Source organism: Arcanobacterium phocisimile (assembly GCF_016904675.1).
Taxonomy (GTDB): domain Bacteria; phylum Actinomycetota; class Actinomycetes; order Actinomycetales; family Actinomycetaceae; genus Arcanobacterium; species Arcanobacterium phocisimile.
On the sequence record NZ_CP070228.1, the window covers coordinates 1,225,953 to 1,243,759 of the forward strand.

Genomic DNA, 17,807 nt, shown 5'->3' on the forward strand with positions numbered 1-17,807 from the left:
TCCGTTGCCAGCCCACCACTTTTTCATTCATCGACAATCATCTCACTAGGACTGCAGTCCTTTTCTGACAGAAGCATAAAAAGGTGATTATCTGATAAGAATCCCTTCACAAACCACTGTTTTATTTCCAGCGCGCTAGACTAAAGTCTTAGAGAACGTACCCCTGCTTTGATAGGAAACCGTGAAACCTTTCGATCCACGTCTACTGCGCTATGCACGAGCTACTCGTGGCTATTTAGCTTTACTCGTTTTACTTGGTTTAGTTATCACCGCGCTCATTGGCGCACAAACCTACCTGATAGCCGCAATTATTTCTCCGGTTTTCTATAACCAATCAACCAGCACGAACTATCTGTTCCTCACTACATTCCTCGTTGTTGTTTTCGGTGCACGTTCCTTACTGAGTTATGTCCAGGGAGCTATCGGCCACCGCTCCGCAGTTCGAGTCATCAGCGAGTTACGCACCCAGGTTTTAGACCATGCTGGAAATCTTGGATCACGTTGGTTATCGAAAGGTAACACGAATGAAGTCGTCACCCTCGCCACACGCGGCTTAGACGATCTCGAAGACTATTTCGTACACTTCTTGCCAGAGCTCTTCCTGACCGCCACCGCCACCCCACTGTTGTTATGCGTCGTGGCGTATATGGATTTTCTCAGCGCAGTCATGATCATCTTGTGCCTGCCACTTATCCCACTCTTTATGATTCTCATCGGAAAGATGACCGCCTCATATTCTGCCCAGCGCCTAGCGACAATGCAACGCTTGGGTAGCCAACTACTCGATCTACTCACCGGCCTGCCAACTTTGAAAGGAGTCGGCCGGGAAACCGGACCCACGAAGCGCGTCGAAGAACTCGGGCTATCATTCGCCCAACGAACCATGAACACCTTGTACGTGGCCTTCCTGTCCGGTGCGGCACTCGAATTCATCACCACGTTAACAACAGCACTCGTTGCGGTGTCAATCGGTCTGCGCATGGTCAACGGCGATATTCTTCTCTTGGAGGGGCTTGTTGTCATCATGTTGACCCCCGAAGTATTACGACCACTACGCGAAGTTGGAACCCAATTCCACGCATCGGCCAATGGTGTTGCCGCCGCCGATCGAGTATTCAAGATCCTCGAAACTGTCCCATACGACCACACCGCCCACCAGCCTGTTCCAGATATGACCTGCACCCCGATTCGTTTCGACGACGTATCCATCCTTGCCCCTGGTCGTGAAACTATCGCTCCGGCGTCGTTAACCACCACGATTGACCCCGGAGAAGTAACCGTTATTCGCGGCGCCTCTGGATCTGGAAAAACCACCACCATCAACGCGCTCCTGGGGTTAATCCCCGTCACCTCTGGCCGCATACTTATCGGCGAAACCGAACTTTCAAATCTTGATCGTCAAGCATGGTGGTCGAACATCACCTGGGTACCGCAACGTCCCGTCCTCATCCCCGGCACACTCGCTGAAAACCTCGATGCAGATCCAGAATCTGCCGACGTCGCCCACGCCGCTCACATCACTGGCTTCGCCGACGTCGTAGCCAACCTCCCCGACGGCTGGAACACTCGTATCGGACACGGTGGCACCGGGCTGTCTGTTGGCCAACGCCAACGCCTTGCTTTAACTAAAGCACTAATCTCAGCGGCACAAATCGTTATTCTCGACGAACCTTCTGCACACCTCGATGCCGTCGCTGAAGAGTACGTCACGCGAGTCATTAACGAACTACGTAACAACGGACACACACTTATTGTTATTGCCCACCGCGCAGCTATGACCGATATAGCCGATATCGTTATCGACGTAGCATCGCGCAGCCGAGCTGCTGGAGAGAAACTATGATGATGCATCCATTTCCATCCGAGGAACGCGCCGCGCTAAAACGAGCCATCACTCTCCTCGACGTTGATAAGAAAAAATTCAGCTGGTCAGTGCTCGCCGGATCGAGCGCGATTGGATCAACAGTAGGCTTAGGAACAACCGCAGCATGGATGATCGCACGAGCTGCTCAACTACCCCCAGTACTCGACCTTTCCGTGGCCTCAGTCGGCGTACGCGCTTTCGGTGTTGGCAAAGCAATCTTCCGCTACCTTGAACGAATCGCTTCACATTGGGTAGCTCTCCATGGGATGGCAACCTTGCGCACCGAGGTTTACCGCTCACTGTCGGAATCCTCAACTGACGTCGTCACCTCGCTCAAGCGCGGAGACGTGCTCACTCGCACGAATGCCGACGTCGACGAAATCGGCCTCGTTGTTGTGCAATCACTGTTACCTATGGCAGTAGCCCTCCTCGTTTCGCTACTAGCCCTTGGGATTCTCGGTTTCCTGTCCCCGCTGATCGCGATCCTTGTTGCCTGTGCACTATTCCTCTCTGGCATCGTTGGTCCGCTCTTGGCGATGACCGGAGCGAAACTTGCCGAACAAGAAAAAATCACTACTCGCGCTCGACTCAACGAACAATCGCTCTACCTGTTAGAAAATGCTGCACAACTTCGTGTTGGTGGGCTCTTATCGGCAACCGAGACAAGCCGTCGAGACACCGAGCATGACATGTGGAAACAACGCGATGCAGCTGCACGCTTCACAGCTCTTGCCTCGACGATTGATGTTCTCGCACTCGGCTTAGCAGTGATCGGTGCTATCGTTATCGGCTCATGGCAAGTATCACAAAGCATGCTTAGTCCGGTAAATCTCGTCGTTTGTGCCATGACACCGTTATCGGCGTTCGAAGCAACAGCACGCATGCCACAAGCATTCATCCAACTCACGCGCTCTGGTGCTGCCGCACTGCGCGTCATGTCGCTGATCGACCGTGCCAACGCCTCACCGGCAGCTTCCAGCACCCCGAAAATCGATAGCGGAACCACATTAACTGCTACTGATATGGTTGCTGGCTGGCCTGGTCACAAAGACGTCACCGTTCCACTGAGCTTCACAATTAAGCCTGGGCAATCACTGGCAATTGTTGGACCATCGGGTATCGGCAAATCCACGATTCTCAATACCCTCGCTGGACTCATTGCGCCACACTCAGGCAGTGTCACTATCGCTGAACATCACGTCAGCAATATTGAACGCGCCACGCTTTCACAGCACATCAGCTTCACCGCGGAAGACGCTCATATCTTCGATACCTCCATCCTAGAAAATTTACGGGTAGCACGGGCTGATATCACCGTTGCCCAAGCGCACAAGCTCTTAGAACAAGCCGGGCTCACTTCCTGGATTGCAGACCTGCCCGAAGGCATCGATACCAAACTAGGCGCAGACGCCACGACCGTTTCTGGCGGTGAACGACGTCGTCTCTTACTTGCCCGTGCACTCGCCGCCCCCGCATCCATACTTCTTATTGATGAACCAGGCGAACACCTCGATCCGCATACCGCAGATACGCTTATTCGCGACATCTTGTTATCTGCCGATGCTCAACGCGCCGTCGTCGTCGTCACCCACCGGCTCTCCCCGCTCGATGCCGCCGATCACGTCATCATGCTCGGTGCAGACCACACCGGCCGGGCACACGTAGTCGACGAAGGAACTCACGCCGAGCTCCTGCTACGCAACCCACAATACGAATGGTCGCTGAAGCAAGAAGGATAAACAATGGATTCTAATCGTCTCACCGCCGTCGTGTCTCATGCCCTTGAACTCACCGGAAAGCTCGAACGCGACGCCGCTTATCAACACTTTGTTGACTCAGCTCGCGCACTCACTGGCGCAAAATTTGCTGCGCTAGCAGTATTGGACTCCCATGGTGAAACGATGGAGTTTGTTCAATCAGGTATGGATCCGCTCGCTGCAGCGCTGCTCGGACGCCCACCGCGCGGGCACGGTGTTTTCGATGACACTCCAGCGCATGGATGGTTAATCGTCAATGATCTCGCCACTTATGCTAACCGCTACGGGTTCCCACCAGGCCATCCGATTATGGACAATTATCTTGGTGTAGCAGTTTCCGTAAAAGAACAAATATGGGGCCGTCTGTACTTGACAGATAAGCCCGGTGGTTTCACCGACGACGACGGTGCACAAATGGAAATCTTGGCTCGTGCAGCTGCGATTGCAGCACAAAATTCGCAAATGTTTGCTCGTTCGCAAAACCGTGCCCGGTGGCTAACTGCTTCACAAAATATCGTCGCTTCGCTATTAGAAGGTTCCGATGAAGATGAAGCTCTCCAAGTAATTGTTCACGAAATGCGCATCGCAGCACAGGCAGATGTAGCGATCATGGTTCTGCCCTCGATTCAAAACACGTGGGTGTCCGAAGTCGTCGACGGTGAAGGCTCCGAAAGCTTAGTGGGTATTCGCTTCCCCTACACGGGCCGTGCTATGACTGTGGTTAATGAGCAAGCTGGATTAGTGGTCGACTCGATGCAACGATTACGTACAGTCCGAGTAGCGCAACTGCGCAACTTCGGACCGGCATTGTATGCGCCGCTCGCTTCAAAGTCGGCTGGTACCGGAGTGATTATATTGTTACGAAATATTAGCGGAGTTGAGTTTAACCTCCATGATCTAGCTATGGCTGAAAATGCGGCTAAGCAGGCAGCTATTGCTCTTGAACTGGCAGAAGCTCGCCTCAATGAAGAGCTCGCCTCCGAGCTCGATGAGCGGTCAAGGATCGGGCGCGATCTGCACGACTTAGCTATCCAACAATTGTTCGCTTCAGGAATGCATATTACTGCTGTCAAAGAAGACCTCGCCGCTAAAGGGTATGCAGAAGAAGTCTCCGCTGCCCTAGATCAAGCAATTTCTTCAATCGATGAATCGGTTCGTCAAATCCGAGTTATTGTTCAGTCCTTGCGCGATGATTCAGCTTCTGTTGCTTTGGTTGAACGCCTACAACAAGAAACCAAAGTCGCACTGCAGGTCTTGGGCTTTGCACCATCGCTCATTATCAGCTGGAACGGTGAGGTTACCAGTGCGGAAGATACATTCGTTCTGATCGACGACGCCGTCGGTGCCGATATTTCTGACGATGTGGTTGCTGTGGTTCGCGAAGGTTTATCAAATGCAGCCCGTCATGCCCATGCTTCGTCCGTTGCAGTGCGTTTATCTGTTGACCCAACGCATGTCAGTGTTGAGGTCATTGACGATGGTCGTGGCGTGACACAGTCGTTCGGTCGCAGGTCTGGATTATCGAATCTAGCAGCTCGTGCGCGCCGGCATCGCGGTTCGTTTACTATTTCCTCGACTGATGAAACTTCGGGCACTCGTGTTTGCTGGGAAGCGCCACTAATCTAAAAGCTTGCATAGCGGTTATACAGGAAAGCACCCCGTGATCTATGGTCACGGGGTGCTTAACGTTTGAGGGGCGCGTCGCTTAGCTGCCTGCGTTGCGCCAACCAGCTGCACGCTGGCCAGCTACCCACGCCGCAACCTGAGTACGTCGTTGCATCCCCATCTTCGACAGTAATGAGGTGATATGGTTCTTCACTGTTTTTTCAGCAACGCCAAGCTTCTCGCCGATCTCACGATTGGACAAGCCATCACCAATAAGTTGAAGCACCTTACGCTCTGACGGAGTGAGATCCGCGGTGGGGTCATCATGATCGGCTCGCCGGCGTGTAACAGTTCGTTCATCGAGCAGAACTCGACCGTCAGCAACGGCTCGAATCACATCGGTGATTTCAGCGCCACGTACGGATTTAAGCAAGTATGCTTTAGCGCCAGCATCGAGGGCTTCTGAAAGTGCGTCATCGTCGTCGAACGAAGTCAACACGATACATTTGACCTGTGGTACACGCTCGCGAAGTTCGCTAATGATATCAATGCCTGTACCATCTGGTAAACGTAGATCGACAAGCGCAACTTGCGGAATCATTAATTCTGCACGGCGCACTGCTTCGGCAACCGAACCGGCTTCTGCAATAACTTGGAGACCATTGGCTCGATCGACAACTTCTGCAATACCGCGACGGACCACTTCGTGATCGTCGATAATCATGACGCTAATTTGCGTATTTTCTTCACTCACGATTCTTAGTCTACCTTGAACGACGCTGACATGCCGGGCATAAATGTGATGAACGGTTCATAAAAGTGATGCGCTGAATCTCCTTGCCACACCGATCACAAGGTTGACCCGTTTTGCCATACACATGCAACGAACGATCGAAGTATCCAGACTCACCATTGACGTTGACGTAGAGCTCATCAAACGAGGTTCCGCCGGCTTCCACGGCTCGCTCCATCACCTCGCGTGCGTGTTCGTAAACGTCGGCAATTTTGGCCAGGCTCATCGCAGTTGTCATTTTCTGTGGATGAACGCACGCCTCCCACAGCGCTTCGTCGGCATAAATATTGCCGATACCTGACGCGATATTCTGGTTCAGTATGGCGCGTTTTATCTCGGTTCTCCGGTGTTTGACTGCACGGGCCACATCGCGCAGATCAAGAAGTGGATCGAGGAGATCGCGCCCGATATGCGCAACCGATGCCGGGATCATAGCGGCTTGGCTACCGTAGCCACCCGGACCACTATCCGGGGTGGGCAGGAGTTGATCTGGATGCAAATAGCCGAATGTGCGTTGGTCAACAAAGTCCAGGCTGGTACCGTCAGTAAAATGGAACCGGGCACGCACGTGTACCGAGTCGCTATTGATCCGCATTTGGCCAGACATCCCCAAATGTGCGACGAGTGCGCGTTCTCCAGTCAAAAACCACATGAATTTCCCACGGCGAACTACCCCGCTGATCGTCATACCGGCAAGTGAGTCAAGACCTTCTGGGGACATTCGGGCCACCCGCGGGTGGAGAGCATCTACTCGTGCGATTGTTTTGCCAACGACGTGCGGTACCAGACCGCGTCGAATGGTTTCGACCTCAGGTAATTCTGGCATCGTTCCCTATTCTGCGATCGTTTCCTATGAAGACTACTTCGTTGATCCTGGGTTGTCAGCTTCAGTGGTTTCGACGCTAACGACCAGGTAATGGTACGCGTCTTGACAAGCCGCAAGTTTCGCAGCTTTGCGCGAAGTTGCTTGCCCGCTACCCCACTGAGTACCCCCGATCGAGACCTTGGCAGTATAGACTTTGGCGTGATCTGGGCCCTCAGCGTCGATCTGGTAGGTCACATCGCCGTTATAGCCAAGCTCACGGGCTTTTTCTTCCATCGCGGTTCGCCAATCGAGAGCTGGCCCCATATTCGTCGCCTCAATGATCTTCTCCCGTAAATGCGTGCGTACCGTGGAGATAACGACGTCGATGCCTTGGGATTCGTAAGTCGCTGCGATCAACGACTCGACCGTGTCTGAGAGGATAGAATCTTTATCTCGCCCACCGGTTTGTTCTTCTCCTTTACCGAGGCGAATATAGGAGCCGAGGTTAAGACTGCGAGCGATATCTGCCAACGCACGCTCGGACACAGCTGCGGACTTAATCTTTGATAATTCGCCTTCGGACTTATCTGGATAGTCGTGGAAGATTTGTTCTGCCACAACCGCGCCCAAAATCGAATCCCCAAGAAACTCGAGGCGTTCATTATGTGCACTATCGTGTTCATAAGCCCAAGAACGGTGCGTCAATGCGAGTGTGAGGAGATCTGAGGGGATATCAACTCCCCACGCGGCAAGTAACTCACGGCGATTATGTTCGTGCATTACTTGTCCTTCATCTGTTCAGCAAGCACGTCAAGAGCAGAGAATGCTGGGTTGAAATAATCATGCGTATGATCAGCTGGCAGTTCATTCCATGGCTCACCGCATTCTGAGCACAGCCCTTGGCAGTCAGGCGAACATACTGGCGTAAACGGCAAAGCCAAAACGATGGCATCACGAATAATCGGCTCAAGATCGATATGCATCTCTTCAATAATTGGCATATCTTCGATCTCGTCGTCGCCTTCACTTATGAGAGCGTCACGCCGCTCTGGCCAAAAAACTAGCTCTGCGATCGGTTCGTCCATCGGCTGAGTGATGTCTTGAGCACATCGGGCACATTGCCCATGGGCTACTGTTTGAATGTCCCCCTGTACGAAAATACCTTCGGACACTGATTGCAGTGATAGTGTCACCTTCATCGGAGTCCCTGCTGGCACACCAATCAAACCGACACCGCACTCTTCTGGCGCGTTGAGTGTCAGGTCCAGCTGTGTGGGGGTACCAGAGGTGACATCGGATACCGACACAACATATTCGGACCGTAAATCCATAAAGCTTTCTTCCTTCTTTTTGCTTCGGCTTTAAATGCTATTAAGCGTAGCAGTTTATTGTTCTTCAGCTCGACGCTGGGCTAGGACGTCCTGGCCGGCAGCGATTTGTTCTTGAAGATGACCGAGCTGGGCAGCAAGTTCAGCCAGAGTCTGTTCAGAGTATTCGTTGGCACCGTTAATAAGTTGTGAAGCTTTCTGGTGTGCCTCATCAACAATCCGTGTGGCCTGAGATTTTGCTGCAACCGTGATCTGATCTTGGGCAACCATACGTGATGCTTGTTCGCGCGCCTCAGCGAGGATCGAATCGGCTTCTTCATGAGCATGACGCAAAACAACATCTGCATCCTCACGAGCTTGATCAGATACTCGACCTGCTTGCGATAGCACTGCATCTGCTTGCTTGATCTGATCTGGAACTATTTCACGCGCGGTATCGAGTAAGTCCATAATTTCTGACTTATTCACTAGTACCGATGCGGACAACGGCATATTTTTTGCGTTGATGACAATATCGTGCAATTCATCTAAAATCTCGAGCAGAGATTCACCTTGGTCGCTCATGCTTCCACCTTTTCTTTTAATGCTCGGGCTACATTCAATGGAACCATATCCTCATATGGACCACCATATCTGGCTAATTCTTTCACGAATGACGACGCAATATGTGCAAGACTCGGTTCGCCCATAACAAACACCGTCTCTACGCCCGACAAATGCCGGTTCAGCAATGACATTGGCATCTCTGAATCGTAATCGGCAGAACCACGCACACCTTTAACAATCGCTTGCGCATTGACCTCGCGCGCAAAATCTGCAACAAGCCCCGTAATCAGCTCGACGCGCACGCCTGGGAGATGCGCTACGGCTTCACGCGCTAACGTGAGGCGTTCTTCGTCGGTAAATAAATAATTCTTCGCCGAATTATGGGCAACGGCTACCACGACTTCATCAAACATGCGCTGAGCACGTTCAATAACGTCGATATGTCCAAGGGTAATCGGATCAAACGATCCAGGGCATACTGCACAACTCATAGGATTACTCTACGTCCTCTACCGCCATATGGGCACTCCAGACGCGGGTATCACCCCACGTACGTTCGCGTTCAGCTTCTAACTGAGCAGGCCAGCGTGGTTGTGAGCTCCGTTTTGCTCGTTCGACGACGACGACGCCGTCAGATTTCAGATGCCGCGGTAGTTGCGCCAAGATCTCCGCCAGCTGCTCGTCAGGGAAATCGTATGGCGGATCGAGGAACACCACGTCGAATGGCCCGTCAGTACCGGGTTGGCTCACGTACGTCAATGCTTGGGCTTTAATATGTTGCAGTGCCAAACCGGTTGTGCGGGCATTAGTTTGCATAGCTCGATGTGCTTCTGGCGCGCTATCAACACCGATGGCGCGCCGTGCACCGCGCGACAACGCTTCTAACGCAAACGCCCCTGATCCGGCAAACAGATCAAGGATGTCACAGTCAGCAATAAAATCGCGATGTTCTAAGTGAGAAAAAAGCGCTTCTCGAACCCGCGAGGAAGTTGGCCGAGTACCAGACTTCGGCACGCTCAGTTGGCGACCGCGAGCGCTCCCAGCAATAATACGACTCATGTCGGCTCCTAGCTTTTCTCTAAATATTCTCGGTTGCGCGCGTTGATATCGGCGATAGCGATAGCCAATGCACGATGGTGCGTAAGATCTGGATCGGTGGCGATAAGTTCTCGTGCACCCTGGCGGGCGTGTTCGATTATTATCTTATCTTTGACCACCGACACAAAACGCAGTGAGCTTTGGGTCCCTGATTGTTGTGCGCCTAATACGTCGCCGACGGAACGCAAAGCTACATCGGCTTCGGCGAGTGCGAAACCGTCGGTGGTAGCGGCGAAGGCTGCGACACGCTCAGCGGCGAGCGTGCCGTCCGGAGCGCCGGTGACTGCCAGGCATAGCCCAGGTTTTTCGCCTCGCCCAACGCGTCCACGTAACTGGTGAAGTTGGGATAGTCCGAACCGATCAGCGTCCATGATCACCATCAAGGTGGCTTCGGGAATATCTACTCCGACTTCGATAACGGTGGTCGAGACGAGGATCTGAGTTTGTCCGGCGATAAAAGCCGCCATTGCCTCGGTTTTTTCCGCACTGCTCATCTTCCCATGTAGTACGCCGATACCGAGGCCGGCTAGTACCGGCAGTTGCTGGAGTCGGTGGCTGAGGGTTTCGACGTCGGACATCTGCGGACGTTCCATCAGATCGATTTGTTGTTCGACAAGGTCGGCTTGGACGTCATCTTCGGTTGGCGAGATACGTGGGCAGACGACGAAGACTTTACCGCCGCCGTCGACTTCTTCGCGGGCGCGTTGCCATACACGCGCCATCCAGCGGTCGTTGTATGCTGGGACGACGTTAGTGGAGATTGTGCTGCGTTCGCGATTGTCTAAAACGGCGACATCGAGGTCACCGAATACTGTCATAGCGATGGTGCGCGGTATCGGGGTTGCCGTCATGACGAGCAGGTGGGCATTGTGGGCGAGCTTGTCACGTTGATCGACGCCGAAGCGGTGTTGTTCATCGACGACGACGAAACCTAACGACGGCAGCTGGATCTGGTCGCCGAACAAGGCGTGTGTTCCCACAGTAATACTGGGCGCTCCACTTGCTAGGTGAGCCAGTGTTCGACGTCGTTGGCTGGCCGTTAGCGAACCGGTGAGCAGATGAACAGATGTGGCGTTCTCGTTGGCGCCGAGCTGGCCGGCCATCCCCAACTCCCCCAGCATCTTCGTCATCGTCGCATAGTGTTGTTGTGCGAGGACTTCGGTGGGAGCAACGAGCACAGCTTGGTGACCGGCGTCGACTACTTGGAGCATGGCACGCAACGCCACAATCGTCTTTCCGGCGCCGACGTCGCCTTGGAGTAGGCACCGCATGGGTGTGGAGTTACTCAGAGTGTCACGCAGTTCTTCTCCAACTTTTAGCTGCGACTCGGTAAGGATGAACGGTAGGCGCTGGTCGAAAGCGTGGGTGATGCCGTCTGGGCGCGGCGGGCATGCCGGTGCCGACATTTGTGCCACCTGGGCGGCGCGTTGTGCAAGAGCAGCTTGTAAGACGAAGGCTTCTTCATGGGCGAAGCGGGTGCGGGCGGCGCGCCACTGCTCGGGGTCTTCTGGTTGGTGTACGGCGCGTAGCGCGTCGTATCGAGAAATCAGCTGGTGTTCATCGCGGTAGTCTTGAGGCAACGGATCAGGAACGTCGCCTGGTGAGAGGGTGTCGAGGATAGTAGCCACTGCTCGGTGAATATGCCAGGACGGAACCTTCGCTGTCGAGTGATAAATCGGCACGGGACGCAGAATCTGTGCCGCATCAAGATCTTCGAGGCTTTCCATTATTTCGTATTCGGGATGAGCCAGTTGTAGCCGACCGCGATAGGACGAAATTGTGCCCGCGAAGGTGGCCATCGTGCCTGGCGATAATTTAGTTTCATGAAACGCTAGCGGACGCTGGTGCTTGGCAAAGAACGTCAGATCCAGATCGTGTTCCCCGTCTGAAATAGTGACGTTGAGGATAAAGCCGCGCCGATTATTCATCGGCCGCATATGCGATGAGACGACGTTGGCGACGACGGTGACTGATTCACCTTCAGCAACTTGATCGAGTGGTAGTAATTCTCCTCGTTGGGCGATACGGAATGGAATATGATTGAGGAGGTCTTCGACGGTGTCTAGGCCGAGTTTTGCTAACGCGTTCGCACTACGTTTGCCAAGGACACGTTCAAGGGGGCGTGAGAGCGTCGTCCACGCATCAGAGGCCAAGGCTGGCGTAGGTAGCGCAGAATTAGCCGGCTGCGCTGCATCGTTCGCACTAGCACTCGCGGGCTGATGTGAGCTCTTCGCCATGACCGTTCCTCTCTTTCCTATGTAACTATGCCAGAAAAAACAGGTATACTGACAAAAGTCAGTGAGGTATCACTATGGCAACAGAGCTAAGTTTAGCTAGCGTGGCGAACAGCACGCTTTGGTGCGCGTTTTAGGCTTGGATTTCTAGCTAATAATTAGATACACTTTTGAAGTTGCCAATTTTGGTAGAGGCGCGAAAGCGTCTATTCGTCTTTTAATGAAGGAGAGAACCGTGGCGTCTGTATGTGAAGTCTGCGGCAAGGGCCCGAGCTTCGGTAAGAGTGTTTCGCACTCCCACGTGCGTACTTCCCGCCGTTGGAACCCGAACATTCAGCGTGTTCGTGCTCTCGTTAAGGGTGCCCCTAAGCGTCTGAACGTGTGCACCTCGTGCCTGAAGGCCGGCAAGGTCACCCGTAACGTGTGATCGAACCAAGCTTAAATATCCCTCGATTTTCATCGAGGGATATTTTTATATCATAAACCACATATCGTCAAGGACAACGGCCATTAAACTATGCAGACCGGAAATGGTCCCAACCGATCTGATCAGGATCAAGCGGAAGCTGGTCAAGCGTAACTCGGCCATACTCATCAGGTCCCATAACCTGCCCAATAACACTAAAGCCATCCGGAATAACAGTGGCTGAGTCAATAGTAGCAACAAAGCCATGATCTTCTCCTCCGGCCAACGCCCACAAGCGTCGGTCAGTCCCCAGGCGTCCGGCCGCCCGTCCTAGTCGTCCAAGAAGCTTATTAAGCTGTGCACCATCAAGATTGATCCAAACCCGACTAGACTGTGCCACTCGCCCGATGTCTTTTACTAGCCCATCTGAAACATCTATCCCAGCGCATAGGGTGTGAGCATTAACCGCTGACATCACTGCCCCGATCGGCGGCTTCGGCCGTAAAAAATCATCGATTAAGGATGCCAAATACTCATCTGAGTCTGTGCGCGTGTACCCGTGTTTGAGTAACTCATATCCAGCTGCAGCATGGCCAAGATTCCCAGTAAAGATAACTTTCTGACCAGGTAACGCATTATCCCTGCGCAGTGGCTTGCGTCCTTGGAGATCACCAATAACGGTGACTCCGATAGTTATCTCCGACGCCGAAACAAGGTCACCACCGTCAACACCTACTTCCCAAGGCTGGCAGGCTTGAGCAAAACCACGAGCGAGGTCTTCGACCCAGGTCACCTCAGTAGTAGGTGGTAGCCCGAGCCCAACAACAAGTGATACTGGCGTGGCTCCCATTGCAAGAGCATCGGCGATATTTTGTTGTGCCGCCCGATAACCTACATCAAATCCGGTGGACCAATCACACCGAAAATGTCTATTTTCTACGAGCATATCGGTGGAGACAGTCGTATCCCCGCCGATATGCAACACCGCAGAATCATCACCGTTGCCTACTACAACGCTAGTAGCCTGCGGCAATAGCGGAACGAACCGAGCAAGCAGTTCTTTTTCGTTGAGATCTTTAACGAGCACGCTTGCCTTAACGAAGCCCTGTTGGGCGTTCCAATGCTAAACCAATCAATTCATCGAGCAACTGAGAATATGGGAGCCCAGTGTGCTCCCATAGAACTGGATACATTGAGAACGGTGTGAAACCTGGAATCGTGTTGATTTCGATGACGTAGGTTTTACCTTCAGGCGTCAAGAAGAAATCGACGCGAGACATTCCTTCGCAACCAAACGCATCGAAAGTTTTAACCGCCTGATCACGGATTTTATCTGAAATCTCTGGCGGGACTTGAGCCGGGATAGATAGTCTCAAATTGGCTGTCTCCAAGTATTTATGCTCAAAGTCGTAGAAGCCATCGTCAGGAAGGTCTACAAGGACTTCACCAACAACGGAAGCGCGCGGGGTCGAATCATTACGTCCGCCTAGGACGGCACATTCGATCTCACGTCCGTCAACGCCCTGCTCAATCAGTACCTTAGGATCATGTATTTGAGCCTGAGCCACAGCTTCCGAGACATCCTCAAGCGTGCTAACACGCGTAATACCGAGCGAAGATCCAGCTCGTGCAGGCTTGACATAGACCGGGAACTGTAATTGAGCAACCTTGGCAAGAACTGCCTCACGCTCATCGCGCCACTGACGAGCTGTGGCAACAACGTAAGGTGCTACCGGCAGTCCGGCCGCCTCCAAGACTACCTTCATGTAGTGCTTGTCCATTCCGGCTGCAGATGCGAACACGCCACATCCAACATATGGAATACCAGCTAGTTCAAGGAGCCCCTGAATTGTTCCGTCTTCTCCAAAGGGCCCGTGCAGTAGCGGAAAGACAACATCCACGTTGCCGAGAAGTTCGAGGTTGCTGGCGTGTTCACAATTATAGGCAACTAGCGATTGTTTCCCGTCTCCGGCAGGAATCGTGACAGCTTCTGGAGCTTTCTCAACTTCAAGAAGGCCCGCATCAAGCGTCAGCTTCGATGGATCAGTCGCCCCTGGAACCCACGTACCATCGCGGGCAATAGCTATCGGTACAACCTCATAACGTTCCGGATCTAAGGCTCGCATGACAGCGCCTGCAGTAGCAATAGAAATGGAATGCTCACCTGATGCGCCACCATAGATAATTGCGACGCGGATCTTTGAATTCGACATGAGAATAATGTTACCTCAGGGCTTTGCTCAGATAGGACTTGTTGTCAGCGTGCCGTTATTTTTCTCCACCTACGCCGACGCCGATTTTTCCGTGCCTGGCGCAAGGCCCGATTAAGTTCATAGTCATCGTTCAATGGGTCACCATCAAGCCGGCAATCCCAGCGTCGTTCGCGTTGCTGTACTGTGAAATCTAACGGGTTTGCTTGGCGCAATGGCACCAGCATGTGCTCCAAATGATCAATTATTTTTCCAGTAACTGCCGTAAGTTCAGCGTAATCGGGATCCTCGCTGACCGATAGGTTTAGTGCGGGACCAAAAACGACGTGGGTACGCGTATGCCGCCCCATATGTTTCCAATCGATGGCATAATTCCACGGGTTCAATAGGCGTTCATTTCCCCAATGCGCACAAGGAATAATTGGAACGTCTGGATGCGTTGCCATTAACCTTGCAAGTCCCGTTTTTCCGCGCATTGGCCACAGCTGCGGATCGTGAGTGAGACCGCCTTCTGGAAAGAGCAGAACGATTCCACCGGCGTCGAGAATATCGCGGATTCCATCAAGCGAATCTTTAGCAGCAGAAGTTCCTCGTGTCACCTTAATTGCGTTGACTCCGCGAAGTATGAAAGCCACTCCAGGAACTGCGAAAAAATCTGATCCAGCAACGAAATGCGGTGTTCTACCTGATTTAATGATTGCTTCACCGAGAATAAGCGAGTCTGCATGGACTGTATGATTTGCAATCACTATCGCGGGACCATCGTGCGGAATATGGTGCAGTCCAGTGATCGTCAGATTCTGCACGACGTTATTTAACTTGATGATGATAGGAGCGATAAAGCGCAAGAACGGTTGTGCTTCGGGAACTTTCACGGTGGTTTTGCCTATATGCTTTACGAAACTCGGTCAACGTTTGCGTGCAGAGTACGCAACTTGGTCATGAAGTGTTCGTAGCCTCGATTAATTAGGTCAATCCCTTGAACGTGCGAGGTTCCTTCAGCCGCTAAAGCTGCAATAAGATGGGAGAACCCACCGCGCAAATCAGGAACGGTGATGTCCGCAGCAGTCAACGGAGTTGGTCCCATGATCACAGCGGAGTGATAATAATTTTCAGTACCGAACCGGCACTGTTTTCCGCCCAGACACTCTCGATAAACTTGGATATGAGCACCCATCTTGTTTAGTGCTTTCACAAAGCCGAATCGATTTTCGTACACTGTTTCGTGAACGATCGAGACTCCGTTAGCTTGTGTAAGAGCGACGACGAGAGGCTGTTGCCAGTCAGTCATAAAACCTGGGTGGACATCTGTTTCAATAGGAATCGAGTTCAGTTCCCCGCCAGGGTGCCAAAAACGAATGCCCTCATCAGTCACGTCAAATTGTCCTCCAACTTTACGGTATACGTTGAGGAAGCTCATCATCGGTTCTTGTTGCGCCCCGTTAATCATGATATCCCCGCCGGTAGCTAGCGCAGCACAGGCCCAAGATCCCGCTTCGATTCGATCTGCGATTGCAAAATGGTTGTATCCGTGGAGCTGGCGTACTCCTTCAACAACGATCGTACGATCGGTAGATACTGTGATGAGCGCACCCATCTTTTGCAATACGGAAATCAAGTCCATGATTTCTGGTTCTACGGCAGCACCACGCAACTCGGTGATTCCTTCGGCTCGCACGGCCGCTAACAACGTTTGTTCAGTAGCTCCGACTGACGGATACGGCAATGTCACTTTGCGGGCTTTAAGTCCACGAGGAGCTGTTAAGTGGAGACCAAACTCCTGTTCGTCACGAATTGCACCGAAGTCTTCTAATACTTGTAGGTGAAAATCAACTGGTCGGTCTCCAATATGACAGCCGCCGAGGTCTGGAATGAATGCTTCACCAAGTGAATGTAATAACGGTCCACAGAAAAGAATGGGGATGCGCGATGAGCCAGCTAGAAGGTCCATCTGCGCCGGGTCATCTGGCAAGTGGATCTTGCCCGGAGTAATGGTGACTATCCCAGCGTCTTGATCGTAATCAACATCGGCACCGTGTAACCGAAGAAGATCAGAAACAACATCAACATCACGGATCAATGGAACGTTGCGCAGAACAGATGTCTCTTCAGTAAGTAGAGCCGCCACCATTGCTTTGGAGACAAAGTTTTTTGCTCCGCGTACTGCAATAGTACCGTGAAGTGGCTGTCCACCAGTGACTTTCAAAACGCCTGACATGTGTTCTCTTCTCCGGACATGTTGTACGAGTTCGGTAATGTGGACTGAAGTCTATTCATTGTTCCGTCCAATCCACGAAACAAGAATACCCCGAATTGTCATTCTATTCGACTAGGCATACGACGCACCGCATAAGATGTCTTTCTTCGTAGACCAAGAACCCCAAACGGGTTGCGTCTCACAATATGGAATGGCAAGATGGACTTATGGACAATTCCCAAGGTAGCGGGGTCGGAGTACTCGACAAAGCCGCATTAGTTCTTCAAGCGCTCGAGCAAGGCCCACTAACATTAGCACAACTTGTCTCAGCTACACATTTAGCGCGCCCTACTGCGCACCGGCTCGCAGTCGCTCTCGAATTTCATCGTCTCGCAAGTCGAGATACTCAGGGTCGGTTTATTTTAGGACCGCGACTAGCTGAATTGTCCTCGCGCGCTGGCGACGATCGCCTGTTAACTGCCGCGAATCCGATATTAATTGCCTTACGCGACCACACTGGCGAATCAGCTCAACTCTATCGCCGCCAAGGTGATCAAAACGTGTGCGTTGCTTCAGCAGAACGTACTACTGGCCTTCGTGATTCCATTCCAGTAGGTTCAGCATTCTCTATGCAAGCAGGATCTGTTGCCCAAGTCCTTCTAGCCTGGGACGAGCCGGACCGGTTACACCGTGGACTATACGGTGCACAATTCACCGCTACCGTGTTATCAGCTGTCCGACGTCGTGGCTGGGCCCAATCGTTGGGCGAACATGAACCCGGCGTCGCCTCAATTTCGGCTCCAGTGCGAGGTGCCAATGGACAAGTTATCGCTGCAATTTCTATTTCTGGACCAGTCGAACGAATGGGGCGCCAGCCGGGACGCCACTATGCAGCCGCCGTCGTCGCTGCCGCTAATCGACTAACCGACCTTATCAAACGCTCTGAACCAACAACCTAGGGTGA

Annotated in this window: 17 protein-coding genes; 5 read left to right on the plus strand and 12 right to left on the minus strand. The window is 52.6% G+C overall.

What is annotated here, in order from left to right:
• Positions 1-181 precede the first annotated feature (181 nt).
• The 3 genes from cydD to JTE88_RS05470 are packed head-to-tail and all read left to right on the plus strand — an operon-like array spanning position 182 to position 5,247.
• Entirely contained in the window at positions 182-1,843 is a 1,662-nt protein-coding gene (cydD, locus tag JTE88_RS05460; protein ID WP_204423336.1) for a thiol reductant ABC exporter subunit CydD, read from the plus strand.
• Between the two features lie 2 nt (positions 1,844-1,845).
• Positions 1,846-3,603 (plus strand): thiol reductant ABC exporter subunit CydC, encoded by a 1,758-nt coding sequence (gene cydC, locus JTE88_RS05465; protein WP_239519492.1) that lies wholly within the window; start codon positions 1,846-1,848, stop codon positions 3,601-3,603.
• 3 nt (positions 3,604-3,606) lie between these two features.
• Positions 3,607-5,247: a GAF domain-containing sensor histidine kinase gene (locus tag JTE88_RS05470; RefSeq protein WP_204423338.1), complete on the plus strand. Its 1,641-nt coding sequence runs from the start codon at positions 3,607-3,609 to the stop codon at positions 5,245-5,247.
• A 79-nt stretch (positions 5,248-5,326) separates the two neighbouring features.
• On the opposite strand, the gene JTE88_RS05475 is transcribed toward JTE88_RS05470, so the two are convergent.
• Genes JTE88_RS05475 through JTE88_RS05510 form a run of 8 tightly spaced genes read right to left on the minus strand, consistent with a single transcriptional unit; the run spans position 5,327 to position 12,033 of the window.
• Positions 5,327-5,950 carry a response regulator gene (locus tag JTE88_RS05475; RefSeq protein ID WP_204425782.1) on the minus strand — a complete coding sequence of 208 codons (624 nt, stop codon included), beginning with the start codon at positions 5,948-5,950 and terminating at the stop codon, positions 5,327-5,329.
• Between the two features lie 40 nt (positions 5,951-5,990).
• Positions 5,991-6,845 (minus strand): bifunctional DNA-formamidopyrimidine glycosylase/DNA-(apurinic or apyrimidinic site) lyase, encoded by an 855-nt coding sequence (gene mutM, locus JTE88_RS05480; RefSeq protein ID WP_204423339.1) that lies wholly within the window; start codon positions 6,843-6,845, stop codon positions 5,991-5,993.
• Positions 6,846-6,878: 33 nt separating this feature from the next.
• Positions 6,879-7,604 (minus strand): ribonuclease III, encoded by a 726-nt coding sequence (gene rnc / locus JTE88_RS05485; RefSeq protein ID WP_204423341.1) that lies wholly within the window; start codon positions 7,602-7,604, stop codon positions 6,879-6,881.
• Complete coding sequence (locus JTE88_RS05490) at positions 7,604-8,155, minus strand: YceD family protein (RefSeq protein WP_204423342.1); 552 nt, start codon at positions 8,153-8,155, stop codon at positions 7,604-7,606. Before JTE88_RS05490 ends, rnc begins: the two co-directional genes overlap by 1 nt.
• 54 nt (positions 8,156-8,209) lie before the next feature.
• A complete protein-coding gene (locus JTE88_RS05495; protein ID WP_204423344.1) occupies positions 8,210-8,716 on the minus strand; it encodes an ATP synthase subunit B family protein in 507 nt (168 codons plus the stop codon).
• Positions 8,713-9,189 (minus strand): pantetheine-phosphate adenylyltransferase, encoded by a 477-nt coding sequence (coaD, locus tag JTE88_RS05500; protein WP_204423345.1) that lies wholly within the window; start codon positions 9,187-9,189, stop codon positions 8,713-8,715. Before coaD ends, JTE88_RS05495 begins: the two co-directional genes overlap by 4 nt.
• Positions 9,190-9,193: 4 nt before the next feature.
• Positions 9,194-9,757, minus strand: a complete 564-nt coding sequence (rsmD, locus tag JTE88_RS05505) for a 16S rRNA (guanine(966)-N(2))-methyltransferase RsmD (protein WP_204423350.1) — start codon at positions 9,755-9,757, stop codon at positions 9,194-9,196.
• An 8-nt stretch (positions 9,758-9,765) separates the two neighbouring features.
• Positions 9,766-12,033, minus strand: coding sequence for an ATP-dependent DNA helicase RecG (locus JTE88_RS05510; protein WP_204423351.1), 2,268 nt, complete (start codon positions 12,031-12,033; stop codon positions 9,766-9,768).
• Positions 12,034-12,265: 232 nt separating this feature from the next.
• Between JTE88_RS05510 and rpmB the strand changes: the two genes are divergently transcribed.
• Positions 12,266-12,457 carry a 50S ribosomal protein L28 gene (rpmB, locus tag JTE88_RS05515; RefSeq protein ID WP_091280916.1) on the plus strand — a complete coding sequence of 64 codons (192 nt, stop codon included), beginning with the start codon at positions 12,266-12,268 and terminating at the stop codon, positions 12,455-12,457.
• Between the two features lie 88 nt (positions 12,458-12,545).
• On the opposite strand, the gene thiL is transcribed toward rpmB, so the two are convergent.
• The 4 genes from thiL to murA are packed head-to-tail and all read right to left on the minus strand — an operon-like array spanning position 12,546 to position 16,864.
• Entirely contained in the window at positions 12,546-13,523 is a 978-nt protein-coding gene (gene thiL, locus JTE88_RS05520; RefSeq protein ID WP_204423353.1) for a thiamine-phosphate kinase, read from the minus strand.
• Between the two features lie 7 nt (positions 13,524-13,530).
• Positions 13,531-14,649, minus strand: a complete 1,119-nt coding sequence (locus tag JTE88_RS05525) for a D-alanine--D-alanine ligase family protein (RefSeq protein ID WP_204423355.1) — start codon at positions 14,647-14,649, stop codon at positions 13,531-13,533.
• Between the two features lie 44 nt (positions 14,650-14,693).
• Positions 14,694-15,521, minus strand: a complete 828-nt coding sequence (locus tag JTE88_RS05530) for a lysophospholipid acyltransferase family protein (RefSeq protein WP_204423357.1) — start codon at positions 15,519-15,521, stop codon at positions 14,694-14,696.
• 20 nt (positions 15,522-15,541) lie between these two features.
• A complete protein-coding gene (gene murA / locus JTE88_RS05535) occupies positions 15,542-16,864 on the minus strand; it encodes a UDP-N-acetylglucosamine 1-carboxyvinyltransferase (RefSeq protein WP_204423365.1) in 1,323 nt (440 codons plus the stop codon).
• A 206-nt stretch (positions 16,865-17,070) separates the two neighbouring features.
• Between murA and JTE88_RS05540 the strand changes: the two genes are divergently transcribed.
• Positions 17,071-17,802 (plus strand): IclR family transcriptional regulator, encoded by a 732-nt coding sequence (locus tag JTE88_RS05540; protein ID WP_091280900.1) that lies wholly within the window; start codon positions 17,071-17,073, stop codon positions 17,800-17,802.
• Positions 17,803-17,807: the final 5 nt, after the last annotated feature.